The organism is Kluyvera sp. 1366 (assembly GCF_054823405.1).
The window spans coordinates 553,190-567,043 of the sequence record NZ_JBTRDW010000001.1; the positions used below are offsets into that span (position 1 = coordinate 553,190).

10 protein-coding genes are annotated in these 13,854 nt (G+C 55.8%); 2 read left to right on the plus strand and 8 right to left on the minus strand.

Translation table 11 applies throughout. The features are described 5' to 3' along the window. Positions 1–112: 112 nt before the first annotated feature. A complete protein-coding gene (locus ACVLVH_RS02620) occupies positions 113–235 on the minus strand; it encodes a hypothetical protein (protein WP_255421536.1) in 123 nt (40 codons plus the stop codon). A gap of 329 nt (positions 236–564) precedes the next feature. On the opposite strand from ACVLVH_RS02620, the gene ACVLVH_RS02625 reads away from it, so the two are divergent. Beyond that, positions 565–4,275, plus strand: coding sequence for an FAD-dependent oxidoreductase (locus ACVLVH_RS02625; protein ID WP_498948640.1), 3,711 nt, complete (start codon positions 565–567; stop codon positions 4,273–4,275). Positions 4,276–4,372: 97 nt separating this feature from the next. On the opposite strand, the gene ACVLVH_RS02630 is transcribed toward ACVLVH_RS02625, so the two are convergent. From ACVLVH_RS02630 to ACVLVH_RS02655, 6 genes are all read right to left on the minus strand, one after another. After that, positions 4,373–4,738 carry a type II toxin-antitoxin system PemK/MazF family toxin gene (locus tag ACVLVH_RS02630; RefSeq protein ID WP_217548016.1) on the minus strand — a complete coding sequence of 122 codons (366 nt, stop codon included), beginning with the start codon at positions 4,736–4,738 and terminating at the stop codon, positions 4,373–4,375. Next, positions 4,738–5,010 carry an AbrB/MazE/SpoVT family DNA-binding domain-containing protein gene (locus ACVLVH_RS02635; RefSeq protein ID WP_110867195.1) on the minus strand — a complete coding sequence of 91 codons (273 nt, stop codon included), beginning with the start codon at positions 5,008–5,010 and terminating at the stop codon, positions 4,738–4,740. Before ACVLVH_RS02635 ends, ACVLVH_RS02630 begins: the two co-directional genes overlap by 1 nt. 87 nt (positions 5,011–5,097) lie before the next feature. Beyond that, positions 5,098–7,383: a molybdopterin-dependent oxidoreductase gene (locus ACVLVH_RS02640; RefSeq protein ID WP_498948642.1), complete on the minus strand. Its 2,286-nt coding sequence runs from the start codon at positions 7,381–7,383 to the stop codon at positions 5,098–5,100. A 34-nt stretch (positions 7,384–7,417) separates the two neighbouring features. Continuing rightward, a complete protein-coding gene (locus ACVLVH_RS02645) occupies positions 7,418–8,179 on the minus strand; it encodes an amino acid ABC transporter ATP-binding protein (RefSeq protein ID WP_498948644.1) in 762 nt (253 codons plus the stop codon). Further along, positions 8,172–9,095, minus strand: a complete 924-nt coding sequence (locus tag ACVLVH_RS02650) for an amino acid ABC transporter permease (protein WP_101761346.1) — start codon at positions 9,093–9,095, stop codon at positions 8,172–8,174. Before ACVLVH_RS02650 ends, ACVLVH_RS02645 begins: the two co-directional genes overlap by 8 nt. After that, positions 9,092–9,988, minus strand: coding sequence for an ABC transporter substrate-binding protein (locus ACVLVH_RS02655; RefSeq protein ID WP_277975281.1), 897 nt, complete (start codon positions 9,986–9,988; stop codon positions 9,092–9,094). Before ACVLVH_RS02655 ends, ACVLVH_RS02650 begins: the two co-directional genes overlap by 4 nt. 659 nt (positions 9,989–10,647) lie before the next feature. Here ACVLVH_RS02655 and ACVLVH_RS02660 point away from each other — a divergent pair. Then, positions 10,648–12,819, plus strand: a complete 2,172-nt coding sequence (locus tag ACVLVH_RS02660; protein WP_498948758.1) for a TonB-dependent siderophore receptor — start codon at positions 10,648–10,650, stop codon at positions 12,817–12,819. A 39-nt stretch (positions 12,820–12,858) separates the two neighbouring features. On the opposite strand, the gene ACVLVH_RS02665 is transcribed toward ACVLVH_RS02660, so the two are convergent. Further along, the gene (locus ACVLVH_RS02665) at positions 12,859–13,773 is read right to left on the minus strand and encodes an alpha/beta fold hydrolase (protein WP_312463854.1); all 915 of its coding nucleotides are present in this window, start codon (positions 13,771–13,773) and stop codon (positions 12,859–12,861) included. Positions 13,774–13,854 lie beyond the last annotated feature (81 nt).

A 13,854-nucleotide genomic window follows, 5' to 3' on the forward strand; every position in this document is an offset into this window, starting at 1 on the left:
TATCTCTCCCTTAAGTGTTAAAAAAATAAATGAATCCTGGAGAGGTATTATGGGGGAATTACAGCAGAGTGCACTCTAAATAGTGAGCCGCCAGCGGCGGCTCGACCGATTTTCAGATTTTAGGTTGCTGATCTTCAGGGAATTCAGTATCGCGGGGTAAATCATCATCTTCGTCAGGTAATGTTTCATCATCACCTGGCAGTGGAATTACATCATCATCTGGACGTTCTGACATACGTACCTCCGTAAACCCGAATTGGGTTAATTAAAGTGTAGTAATGAAATAAATTAAACATCGCCCTTCTTTTCATTATGTGAGTTAAGCGTAAGAAATCGCGCAACAATAATATTTTTATTTCTTCATGCCGCTTCACTTAAATAAGAAAAATTCACGCTGGGCTTATTTTCTTTTCAGCTCAGCCATTTGCGCTAAGCCAAAGCGTGGTTATAATTTGAATTAGGTTCAACAGTCGATTTCCCTGGCTTCCTTAAATGGCGCCCCTATAACACGATTAACTTCTTTTATTTATTGCTATTTCCTGAATGTTATTCCGGGGGAACACCATGTCGCCATTTTCCAGCTTTTGGCAAGCCGGTTATGAGGGAGCGGATCATATCAATCCCTTCGGCGAACGGCTTTCAATGAATGCGTTGACCGACCATTTATCGCAATACCATAACGATTACGCCGCGCTGCAGCAGTTTGGCATTACCTCCGCCCGCGAAAGTATTGGCTGGCGACTGGCGGAAATGGAACCGCAAACCACGCTCGAAAGTTTAAAAAAACGCATGAATTCGGCGCGCTCCTTTGGCGTGCAAATTAACTGGACCTTTTGCCATTACGGCTGGCCGGATGACTTAACCTTATTTTCCAGCGAATTTGTGCCGCGCTTCGCCGCTTTTTGTCAGCGCATGGCGCGCTTTCTCGCGGAATATTATGAAGACGCACCCCTTTATTCGCCGATGAATGAAATCTCGTTTATGGCGTGGGGAATTTCTGTCGGCCTGTTTGGTAATAATGCCCATAACGATCCCGATGAGATTAAACGTCAATTGATTCGCGCCACGCTGGCGGGTTGCGCCGCCATTCGCCTTGCAGATCCGCGTGCGCGTTTCCTGCACTGCGACCCGATTATTCACGTGGTGCCGGATGAAGAGAGCGATGCGTGTCGGCAGCACACCCGCGAGATCAACGCTTCGCAATATCAGGCGTGGGACATGATCGCCGGTTTGCGCGAGCCGGAACTCGGCGGCAAACCGCACTATCTCGATGTGGTTGGCGCCAATTATTACCACAGCAATCAGTGGCTCACCGGGTCGGGTTGCCTGCTGGAGTGGCATCTGGGCGATGCGCGCCGCGTGCCGCTGCATCCGCTGCTGGCCCAGTTAACTGAGCGTTACCAGCGCCCCATTTTGCTGGCGGAAACCAGCCACGTCGGCAGCGGACGCGCCGCCTGGATTTCACAAGTAACCGCCGATGTCGCGCAGGCACAGCTGAACGGCTGTGATATCCGCGGCATCTGTCTTTATCCGATTATCGATCGCCCACTTTGGGAAGATCTCGAACACTGGCCACGCAGCGGATTGTGGGATGTCGATCCCCACAAAAAGCGTCTGCTGAACCCGGTTTATGCCACGTCATTACAGCAATCACAACGATTATTAGCCCGTTTTCAGGGTCTTATCACCGCGGCCAGCAGGCCAGAGGAAAGCGTCATGAAACAATCCGTATTAGTGGTATTCAGTCATTTACGTTGGGGATTTGTCTTTCAACGTCCACAGCATCTATTGTCGCGCCTCGCCCAGTTCCACCGCATTGTGTTTATTGAAGAGCCGATTTATCAGCCCGGTGAAGCCACGTTACGCCAATATCAGCCCGCACCAAACGTGACGGTGATCGAACCGCATACCGATGTGGCCGCGCCCGGCTTCCACGATAGCCAAATCGCCGTGCTGCAACCGCTGCTGGCTGAACTGCTTGCTGACGATGAAACGCCGCTGGTGTGGTTTTACACGCCGATGGCGCTGCCGCTGCTGGCCTGCTTTACACCGAGCGCGATTATCTATGACTGCATGGATGAGCTCTCCGCCTTCAACCAGGCGCCGCGTCAGCTTCAGCAGCGTGAATCGGCGCTGTTGAGCCGCGCCGATTTGGTGTTCACCGGCGGCACCAGCCTGTATGAAGCGAAGAAACATCGCCATCCGCAGGTTTTCTGCTGCCCAAGCAGCGTCGATGCGGGACATTTTGAACAGGCGCTGGACCGCACTAACAGCCATCCGCTGCAGGAAAACCTGCCAAAACTGCGCCTCGGCTACTACGGCGTGATCGATGAGCGCCTCGATTTGACGCTGATTGCCGCGCTGGCCGATGCGCATCCCGACTGGCAGATCGTGATGGTCGGTCCGGTGGTGAAAATTGATGCCGCCAGCCTGCCCCAGCGCAGCAATCTGCATTGGTTTGGCCAGCAACCCTACGCCGCCTTGCCGCACTTTCTCGCCGGCTGGGATCTATGCCTGATGCCGTTCGCGCTGAATGCTTCGACGCGCTTTATCAGTCCTACCAAAGTGCTGGAGTACATGGCAGCGCAGCTGCCGATTGTCAGCACCGCGATTGCCGATGTGGCGCGACACTATGCCGACGTGGTGAGCATCGCCGACTCACATCAGAGCTTTATTCGGGCCTGTGAAGCGGCGCTCAGCATGCCGGTGGAAACCCGCTATCAGCTAGCGAAAAACATGGCGGCACGCGTTGCGGAAACCTCGTGGGATCGCACCGTCGAGCAGATGCAGGCGCATATCGTGGCGCTGACCCAACGCCAGATTTCCCATCCCGAAGTAGCCGCCGCTCCTCCGCCCGCGCTGGCGCACAATACCGTTGAGTGCTTGATTTTGGGTGCCGGGCCAACGGGGTTGAGCGCCGGGTATCACTACGGTGCGGGCGCAGTGGTGCTGGAGAAAAATGCCACTGTGGGCGGCTGGTGCCGTTCGGTCGAGGATCAGGGATTCACCTTCGATCACGCCGGCCACATTATGTTCTCCAACGATCCTTACGTGTTGCGCCTGTACGATATCCTGCTGGGCGACAATCAGCACTGGCAAACGCGTGAAGCCTGGGTTTACAGCCATGATGTTTACACCCGCTATCCGTTCCAGTCGGCGCTGCATGGTTTGCCTGCCGAAGTGATTGGCGAGTGTGTGTTAGGCGCGATTGAAGCGCGCTATGCGTCGCCTCCCGCTTTACAGGCGGTGGCCACCGAGGCGCGGCGTGATTGCTGCGCCGATGGCGCCATCCCGGATGGTGAAAGCCTGGTCTGTCAGCCGGAGAGCGAAGATTTCGAAAGCTTTATTTTCCGTACCTGGGGCAAAGGCATCGCCCGCCATTTCGCCCTGCCGTATAACCAGAAACTGTGGAAAACCCCGCTGGTGAATATGGAAACCTCATGGCTCGGCGGACGCGTGCCGCTGCCGGATTTGGAGCAGATCATCTTCGGCGCGCTGGCGCCGCTGGATAAACCGGTCGGCCCCAATGCGCGCTTTGGCTATCCGCTGCGCGGCGGTTTTCAGGCGCTGATGGAAGGATTTCTGCCACATCTGAAGTGTACGCTGGAGATGGAAGCGGGCGTCAGCGAGATCCAGCCGCTGCAACGGCGCGTGCTGTTAAGTGATGGTCGACAGTTCCATTATGACCAGATGATCAGCACCTTGCCGCTGCCTGAACTGGTGCGATTGATGGGCCACTTTGCACCGGAAGCGGTGCAGAAAGCGGCGAAGCAGCTGCGTCATATCTCGGTGCGCTGCGTCAATCTGGGCATTGGCCGCGCCAATATCAGCGACAAACACTGGATTTACTATCCCGGCAACACACTGTTCCACCGCATCTTTTTACAGGGCAACGCCAGCCCGCACTGCAATCCAGAAGGCGGTTTTGGCCTGACCTGCGAAATGACCTATCGCGACGATCAGCCGCTGCCCTGTGAAGGCGATGCGTTGATTGAACGCTGCATTGCGGATTGTATTCGGGTCGGCATCATCAATGCCGATGATGAGATCGTTACCGCCAGCGAAGTGGATATGCCTTACGCCTATGTGGTTTATGACCATCAACGCACCGCCAACGTCACGCTGATTCGTAGCTGGCTGGCGACGCAAGGCATCCATCTTTCCGGGCGCTACAGCGAGTGGGAATATTACAACTCGGACCACGCGTTCCTTGCCGGTAAACGTGCAGCGGAAACGGTGAAAGATTTGACCCATAACCGGAAAACGACTGCTTGAGATGAAAAGCTAGTCAGTTAGGGTGAACGGGTCGGCATTCATGAGTGGCTGCCCTACGATTGTCATCGTAATTTTCGTAGGGTGCGCATTCAGCTTTTTAACGCGGATCAATCAAATCCACTACCATCGACAGGATTTCATCCATGACGTGCGATTCAACTTTCGCGGCGAAACTTGCCTTTCGCGCGGTCAGGTCAAGAGAACGAAGTTGGTAGCACAACGCCACGCCAGTTACGCTGCCGGTATCCGTGCTGCTGCCATCCAGATACACCGCAACAGCACTCGAGCGTGATGCGCCGCCACCGCTGGTTACCGGAATGCAAACCGCTGTCCCTAAAGCAGCGACGAGTTCCCGCCGTGAAATCACCAGATAATAATGCGGCCCTTTAAACTCCCTGCCTTCAACGGGATCACCGTTGACGTGCCAGATTTCACCTAACTGCGGAACTCTGCGCGATATCATCAGATAGCCTCCTTGCCCTGCGGTTTATCCTGCAAATCGTCGCTGACGGCTTCATTAAACTGGCGAATCTCTTCCTGATCAATGCCAGCTAACAGTTGGTCCATCGTTTTCCTGCCGCGTGCGAGCCGGTTAACAGGTTTGATGTTGATTGACTCGTCAGTTGCAGTGACATCTAGCTCAATCCCCACATGCCAACCCGCTTTGGTCGCGATGTCACTGGGAATCGTTAGCACAACGGCTCCGCCTTGCTGACGCAGTTTGGTTAAAGCCATACATCCTCCAAAGTGTAACTTTGTCACACTGAGTCTATCACTCGGTGAGACAAAGTCACACTTTGATTTATTGAGATGCATCTGCTTTTAGGCAGGCGGAATAAACGCCTGAACCGGCGTCACTTCGCCGCGATATTTCCGCACCTGCACCACGGTGATTTGCCCGCTGCAACCTTGTGCCAATGAAGACGTGCCGATATCCAGCGTCAACACATTGGGATTACCGTGACGGCACAGCGGACGCAGCGCGGTGGGATCGACCGGATCGTACCAGGCACCGGTGGGCAATTGCACCACGCCGCGCATGATGGTTTCGGTGAGACGCGCACTGGCGAGCACGTGGCCGCGCGCGTTGTAGAGCTCGATAATATCGCCATCATTAATGCCTGACCCCGCCGCATCCGCCGGATGCAAACTGCACACTTCGCGGCCATGGCATTTGCCGCTCAGGCTGTAATCACCAAAATCGAGCTGGCTGTGCAAACGCGTCGCCGGCTGATTGGCGATCAACCAAAACGGATGATCGGGATTCGGTTTTTGCTGCGGTTCACGCCACACCGGATGTCCCGGACAGTTTTCGTAGTTAAAGCTGGCGATGGTGGCAGAGAAAATTTCAATTTTCCCGCTCGGCGTCGGCAGCGGCGACGCTTCCGGGTCGGCGCGGAACGCGTTGATCATACGGCCGCCGTCTTTCAGCTGCGGCAACTCCAGCACGCCTTGTTGCCAGAACTTCTCGAAGTCGGGGATCTCAACCTGATGCGCCGCCAGCTTTTGCTGCAGCTGGGCGTAATGATGCTGCAACCAGCCGCGCGTATCGCGCCCTTCGGTGAAGGCCTCTTCGCGGCCTAAACGGCGCGCCAGCTCGGTGAAAATCGCGTAATCATCTTTGGCTTCACCGAACGGTTGCGCCACCGGTTGCATGGCAAACAAGTGGCGATCGGTGGGTGCGCCGCCAATGTCTTCGCGCTCCAGCGTCATGGTGGCGGGCAAAACGATATCGGCATGGCGCGCGCTGGCGGTCCAGGCGATCTCATGCACGATCAGCGTATCCAGCTGACAAAAAGCCTGACGCAAGCGCGCGAGATCCTGATGATGATGGAACGGATTGCCGCCGGCCCAATATGCCAGACGGATGTGCGGATAGGTTAAACGGCGGCCATTGTAATCAAACGGCTTGCCGGGATTGAGCAGCATATCGGAGATACGCGCCACCGGAATCAGACGATCGATACCGTTTTTACCCTGCGGTAGCGCCGGAAAACTCACCAGATTGTGATGCTTACCGTAATGGCCCAGCGCACCCAGCGCATAGGTGTAGCCGCCGCCCGGCAAGCCCGGCTGACCAAGTGCGGCCGCCAGCACCAATCCCAGCCATACCGGCTGTTCGCCGTTTTCTGCGCGCTGCAAGGCATGCGCCACCGTCACCAGCACGCGTTTGCCGTGCAGCTGGCGAGCAAAATCGCTGATGAACGCAGCACTCACGCCGCAAATTTCTGCTGCCCACGCCGCATCGCGCGGCGTGCCATCCTCTTCGCCGCGAATGTACGCCGCCATTTCTGGCCAGCCCACGGTGTAGCGCGCGAGGAAAGCCTCATCGGTCAGCTGTTCAGCGATCAATACCGATAACACGCCGAGGATGAAGGCCGCGTCAGTGCCCGGACGCAGCGCCAGCCATTCGCCCTGCGCTTCTTCAGGGAGATCGCTTTGCAGCGGGCTGACCGAGATAAAGCGAGTGCCGCGCTCAGCCGCCTGCCGCATAAAGCCGCGCTCGGTGTGTTCGCTCAAACCGCCGCTGGCGACCTGCGAGTTTTTCAATGCTAAACCGCCAAATGCCAACACGATGTCGCTGTGCTGGGCGATCTCTTCCCAACTGACGCCGCGACGGGCAATTTCATTCATGTCGCCGACGATATGCGGCAGCAACACCGACGCGGAGCCGGAACTGTAGCTGTTGACTGAACGCACGTAGCCGCCGAGCGTGGTGTTGAGGAAGCGATGCACCTGACTTTGCGCGTGGTGGAAGCGCCCCGCGCTTGACCAGCCGTAAGAGCCGCCGAAGATGCCTTCCGGGCCGTACTTATCGCCGACGCGTTGCAGTTCGCGCGTGACCAGCGCGTAAGCTTCATCCCAGCTCACCGCGACGTACTCATCGTTGCCACGACGATCGTCCGCGCCCGGGCCGTTCTCCAGCCAGCCACGGCGCACCATCGGACGGGATACGCGCGCCGGATGGTTTAACGCAGTGTGGAAATTTTGCAGCAGCGGGCTGGGATCGGGATCGCCCTTGAACGGTTCGATGGTGAGCCGATCGCCCTGTTGCTGGGCATGAAAAGCGCCCCAATGGGCGCTGTGCATTACCGGTTTTTGCGTCATCACTGTTCCTGGCATCAAAAAAGAAAAACGGTGCCTAAAGCACCGTTGCAATAAAGTTTCTTACGCGCCCGTTTTCTGGGTCGTCGAGCACTTGCTGGGTTGGCCCCGCCGCCACGATTTTGCCGCTTTCCATAAACACAATGTTGTCAGCAACCTCGCGCGCAAAACCAATCTCATGCGTCACCACCACCATGGTGATGCCGGAGTGCGCCAGCTGTTTGATCACCTGCAGCACTTCGCCAACCAGTTCGGGATCGAGCGCTGAAGTGGGTTCATCAAACAGCATTACGCCGGGATCCATCGCCAGCGCGCGGGCAATCGCCACACGTTGCTGCTGTCCTCCGGAGAGATTCTGCGGCCACTCATCTTCGCGGCCAGACAAACCCACTTGCTTCAGCAGCGACAGCGCTTTGCTGGTCGCCTGCTGACGACTCTGCTTCTTGACGCGCATCGGCGCATCGACGATGTTTTGCAACACGGTACGGTGAGGGAACAGGTTGAATTGCTGGAACACCATGCCGATTTCGGCACGCTGACGCGCAACTTTACCGCTGCTTAACTCGTGCAGCGCCTGGCCTTTCTGCTTGTAGCCGATGATCTCGCCGCCGATGCGAATGGTGCCGCCATCCAGTTTTTCCAGGTGGTTTATGCAGCGCAGCAGCGTGGATTTCCCCGAACCCGACGGCCCAAGTATTACCGTGACTGAACCGGCGGGAATATCCAGATTCACTTCATCCAGAATGGTGACGCCAGAGAAGCGCTTAGTGACTTTACGTAAGGCGATCGCTTCACCCATTGCTGACGCTCCTTTCTGCTTTTGGCGCTGAGAAGCCCGGCAGCGATTTCAACAGGCTGCGTTTTTCCCGGCGCGAAACGCCACGGCCAAAATAGCGTTCCACATAGAACTGACCCACCGACAGCACCGAAGTCATCAGCAGATACCACAAGGTAGCCACCAGCAGCAGCGGAATCACTTCATAGGTGCGCTGGTAAATAATCTGCGCCGAGAACAGCACGTCCTGCAGCGAGATCACTGAGACCACCGCCGTGGTTTTCAGCTGACCAATGATTTCGTTGCCGGCGGGCGGCATGATGGCGCGCATCGCCTGCGGCAGCACGGTGTGACGGAAAATCTGCGAAGGGCGATAGCCGAGCGCACGCGCGGCTTCCAGCTGGCCGTTGCCGACGCTTTGGATACCCGCACGCACAATTTCGGCGGCATAGGCAGATTGGTGCATCACCAGCGCAATCACTGCCGCACTAAATGGGCTCACCAGCGCGTTCGATTGCGTGCTCCAGACTTCGCCGAGGCCCGGAATCGACAGAGCGATGGTGGGATAAAGCGCCGCGATGTTGTACCACAGGAACAATTGCACCAACATCGGTACACCACGGAAGAACCAGGTGTAGAACCAGCTCACGCCCACCAGCACCGGATTGGAGGAGAGGCGCATCAGCGCCAGCACCGTACCGAAGGCAAAACCCAGCACCACAGAGATCGCAGTGAGCTGCAGCGTCATTAATACGCCTTGCAGGATCGATTCGCCGGTAAAGTTCTCCGCGATCACGCTCCATTCGAAGCGTGGATTGTTAATCATCGAGTTCGCCATCGCCACCACGCACAACAACACGACCAGCGCACTCAGCCAGCGTCCGTAGTAACGTTTGCCGACGATTTTCAAGTCGCCGGTGTGGTCGTGAATGTCACTCATTGAAAGATTTCCTGATTGCGTTTGGCTTGTTTAACAGCACCAAAGCCGATGCCCCAGTTGTCGAGGATCTTGGTGTAGCTGCCATCTTTGATCAGCGAGTTAAGCGCGGCCTGTACGGCGGGCTCCAGCGCGGAATCTTTCGGGAAAGCGACGGAGACTGGCGCATCGTGTACGGTGATTTCGCCGCTCATGGTCAGCGGTTTAATCACTTTCACCTGCCACAGCAAACCTTCATACGGGCCAAGGAACATTGGCACGCGACCGCTTACCACCGCCTGCACGCCAGCTGGACGATCCGGGAAGACGGAGACTTTGATTGGCTTTTTACCCGCCGCTTCACAGGCTTTGCTGGCGTCTTCAAGACGCGTAACCTGGGTGGTACCGGAACCGGCGCCCACTTCTTTACCACAGACATCGGCCAGTTCTTTGAATGGCGCGATGTTGGCATCTTTGCGCGAGATAATGCCGAGGCGGCTGGCATCGTAGTAACCCACGAAGTCGATGATTTTGGCACGCGCTGGCGTGGCGTTGATGTTGGAGAGCGCCACATCGTAACGACCGGTTTTCAGGCCTGGAATGATGTTGTCGAAACCGCCGGTGTCCCGCCACTGAACCTGGATTCCCAGACGCTCGCCCACGGCATTCATGATATCGATTTCACGGCCGGCCAGCGTTTTGTTGTCTTCTTTATAGAAGGTGGTTGGCGGCGTGTTGGGGTTGGTTCCGGCAACAATGTAGCCACGTTTCACCACATCCGCAGGCAGCAGGCTTTTCAGCGCAGGATCGGCCTGCACGTGGATTGAGCTGTCAGTTGGGACGTTTTCATCGGCGGCGAACGCGGTGTGTGCACTCAGCGCGAGCGCAAGAAGAGTCATGCCTTTGGCGAATTTCACTGGAACCTTTCTCCTGATTTATAAAAAGTTTCCCCACAGGGAAAAGGCGTTGAGGTAGCGATGGTTTTGTCTCCTGACTCACCTCGTGCGAACGGCGTGCGGTGAGTGGAATTGTCATCCTCATATACCCTAAATAATTCCAGCTGCAACAAGGCGGCAAGTGTGTGAATCCCCGGGAGCTTACTTAAGTAAGTGACTGGGGTGAACACGCGGAGCCAACGCAGTTGCGGCTGAAATTATGACGGGTATTTACGTCCCGATTAGCATTCTCTGGAAGATAGATAACAATCACAAATGCGAAAAAAACATATCTATTGCCGAAATATGGCAATAGCCGCTAGCACGGTTGCAAGGCGGGATTTCCGCCCGAGATTTGGCACGTAACACTCAGCAGAATTCAGAATATGCTAGTGAATCAATAGCCTGCTTATCCAGTATTCATCGACACATTTCTTCTTACTCATAACGGTTTCTTCTAAGCAAATGAGAAATTCCCCTCTCCGCAACTCATACCCCGCAACCGAACAACCTTTGTAAAGGTTTGTATTGTCAGGCATGTTGCCGTCTCACTGAATAGACAATGAGAACCGTTATCATTATCATGCGCATTTACTTACAATTGTTAACGTTACAGGGAGAAAACTTAAGTGAATGTAACCATGCGTGGCAAAAAGCGTCCAATTGCGCTTTTTTTAGCGGGAATGCTAACGTCGCCTGCCTTTGCAGCTGAAACCACCGAAAAGCTGGCTGACGATGAATCAATGATCGTCACCGCCGAGCAGGAGCTGAAACAGCAACCGGGCGTGTCCACCATCACCGCTGAAGACATCAAAAAAAATCCCCCTGTTAACGATCTCTCCGACATCATTCGCAAAATGCCCGGCGTAAACCTTACCGGTAACGGCGCCAGCGGCAGCCGCGGCAATAACCGGCAAATCGATATCCGTGGCATGGGCCCGGAAAACACCCTGGTGATGATCGATGGCGTGCCGGTTTCCTCTCGTAACTCGGTGCGCTACAGCTGGCGCGGCGAGCGTGATTCACGCGGCGATACCAACTGGGTGCCAGTTGAAATGGTTGAGCGCATTGAAGTGATTCGAGGCCCGGCCGCTGCTCGATACGGTTCTGGCGCGGCGGGCGGCGTGGTGAACATCATTACCAAGCGTCCCACCAACGACTGGCACGGCTCGCTGTCGCTCTATACCAGCCAGCCGGAAAATAGCAAAGAAGGCGATACCCGACGCGCTAACTTCAATCTCAGCGGCCCGCTGGCCGGTGATGCGTTGACCATGCGCCTGTACGGCAACATCAACCGCACCGATGCCGATGCGTTCGATATCAACACCGCAGAAAACGGTTCATACGCGGCGGGCCGTGAAGGCGTGCGCAACAAAGACATCAATACCGTGCTGTCGTGGAAAATCACGCCGCTGCAAATCATCGACTTCTCCTGGGGCTACAGCCGTCAGGGCAATATTTATGCCGGTGACACGCAGAACAGTAACAGCAACGCCAGCACCGACGGTTTAGTGGAGTCGCTGTACGGTGATGAAACTAACCGCATGTATCGCCAGAGCTACGGCATCGCGCACAACGGTATCAGGGATTGGGGAACCTCGAAGCTCAATTTCAACTACGAGAAAACCAATAACACCCGCCTGCAGGAAGGCACTGCCGGGCGTACTGAAGGAATGATCAACAGCGATACGTACGCCACCAGCCGCCTGGAAAGCTATCGCGCGGGCGGAGAGATCAACTTCCCGCTGCAGCTGCTGGTCGATCAAACCGTGACGCTGGGCGCGGAGTGGAACCGCGACGAGCTGAACGATCCAGCATCAATGCTTGCGGCCAGCGCGAGCGGCGTGAATTTGCCAGGCAGTTCTGGCGATCCATCGCAGCGCAGCAGTAAGAACAGCGCCACCATCAGTTCACTGTTCTTTGAAGACAACATTGCCGCCACCGATAGCACCGAAGTGATTCCGGGCCTGCGCTTTGATTATCACGATCAGTTTGGCGCCAACTGGAGCCCAAGCCTGAACCTCTCACAAGGTCTGGGCGACTATTTCACCCTGAAGGCCGGTATCGCACGGGTGTTTAAAGCGCCAAACCTGTATCAATCAACGCCGGGTTATCTGCTCTCCACGCGCGGCAACGGCTGCCCGATTGGGCTCAGCCAATGTTATCTGCTGGGGAACAACGATCTTGATGCAGAAACCAGCGTCAACAAAGAGATTGGACTGGAGTTCAGCAACCAGGGCTACGTTGCGGGCATCACCTGGTTCCGCAATGACTACAAGAACAAGATTGTGTCCGGCACCGAGCCGGTTTATTCCAGCACTCGCCCGGTTTACAACGTGCTGCGCTGGGAAAACGGCGGCAAAGCGATTGTGGAAGGACTGGAAGGAAATCTGACTATTCCTTTGATCGCCGATACGCTGGAATGGCGCTCCAACGCCACCTACATGTTCCGCTCCGAGAGCAAGAAAACCGGCAATCCGCTGTCGGTGATCCCGGAATTCACCATCAACTCGCAGCTGGAGTGGCAGGCGACGCAGGATCTCAGCGCCAACATCAACTGGACGCAGTATGGCCGCCAGAAACCGCGTCAGAATGTTGAGACTAATATCGATACCTCGAGCATGACGACCCAGGAAATCAGCCCGTATTCGGTGTTTGGTTTGAGCGTCAATTACGACATCAGCAAAAACCTGCGCGCCAATGCCGGTATCAATAACCTGTTTGATAAACGCATTTACCGCGAAAATTCGGGTGCTTCGACCTATAACGAACCGGGCCGCGCCTATTATGCCGGTGTGACGATGTCGTTTTGATTGAGCGGTTTTTAGTCGCCAGACATGGCGACCTGACGTTTAATTAAAAAACTCACCCAACGCCTCTGCCAGCGCCTGCGGTTGCTCATCCGGAATGAAGTGACCGCAGTGCGCGATCTTAATTCCCGTCACATCCGCAGCGAATTCTCGCAATGGTAAGGCCATATCCGGAATCGAACCCTGATCGGCGCTGATCGCCAGTAACGGCAACGCTAATTTGCCGCGCTCTTTCAGCAACGCACGGTTTTGCGCCGCCGAAACCGTCACTTCACGATAAGTCGCCATTCCGGCGCGTATCGCGCCCTTCTGCTGTAACAAACGGGTATATTCCGCCATGTCCTCATCGCCAAACACCATCGGACTGGCCGCTTTGCGTTTCAGGAACCATTCGAGATAGATCGCTTCGCGCCCTTCTATCAGCGCCTCCGGCAAATCCGGTAAGAGATGAAACGCGAAGTGCCAGGTTTTCCACGCTTTATCCGGCGTCGCGGGCAGCGATTCTGGCAACGTCACGCCAGGAATACCGGCATCAAGCAGCGCCAATTTCTTCACCTGATCGCTAAACAGCGTGGCATACGGCCAGGCAACCCACGCGCCGACGTCGTGCGCGGCGAGGTAATAGCTTTCATGACCCAATTGCTGCATCAAGCCCTGTACATTCTGCGCCAGCGATGTGGTGTCGTAGCCGCGGAGCGGTTTATCTGAGTCGCCTTGACCGGGTAAATCCTGCGCGATGATGAAATAGCGATCGCCCAGCAGCGCCATCACCTGGCGCCAGGCAAACCAGCTTTGCGGAAATCCCGCCAGCAGCAGCAACGTTTCTCCATTTGCATTGCCGCCGCTGACGTAGTGCAAACGCACGCCGTCTACCGTGGCGTAATGATGGGAAAATCCGTCTAACGCGTTGAATGGTTGCGTCCAGCCCTGTGCGTGTTTGATAACTGATGCTGACATTTTCGCTCTCCGCTCATTTAGGAAATGATCAATTCCTAAATACTACCTGATGATTGCGCTGCCTGGGAATATTTCTGCAAA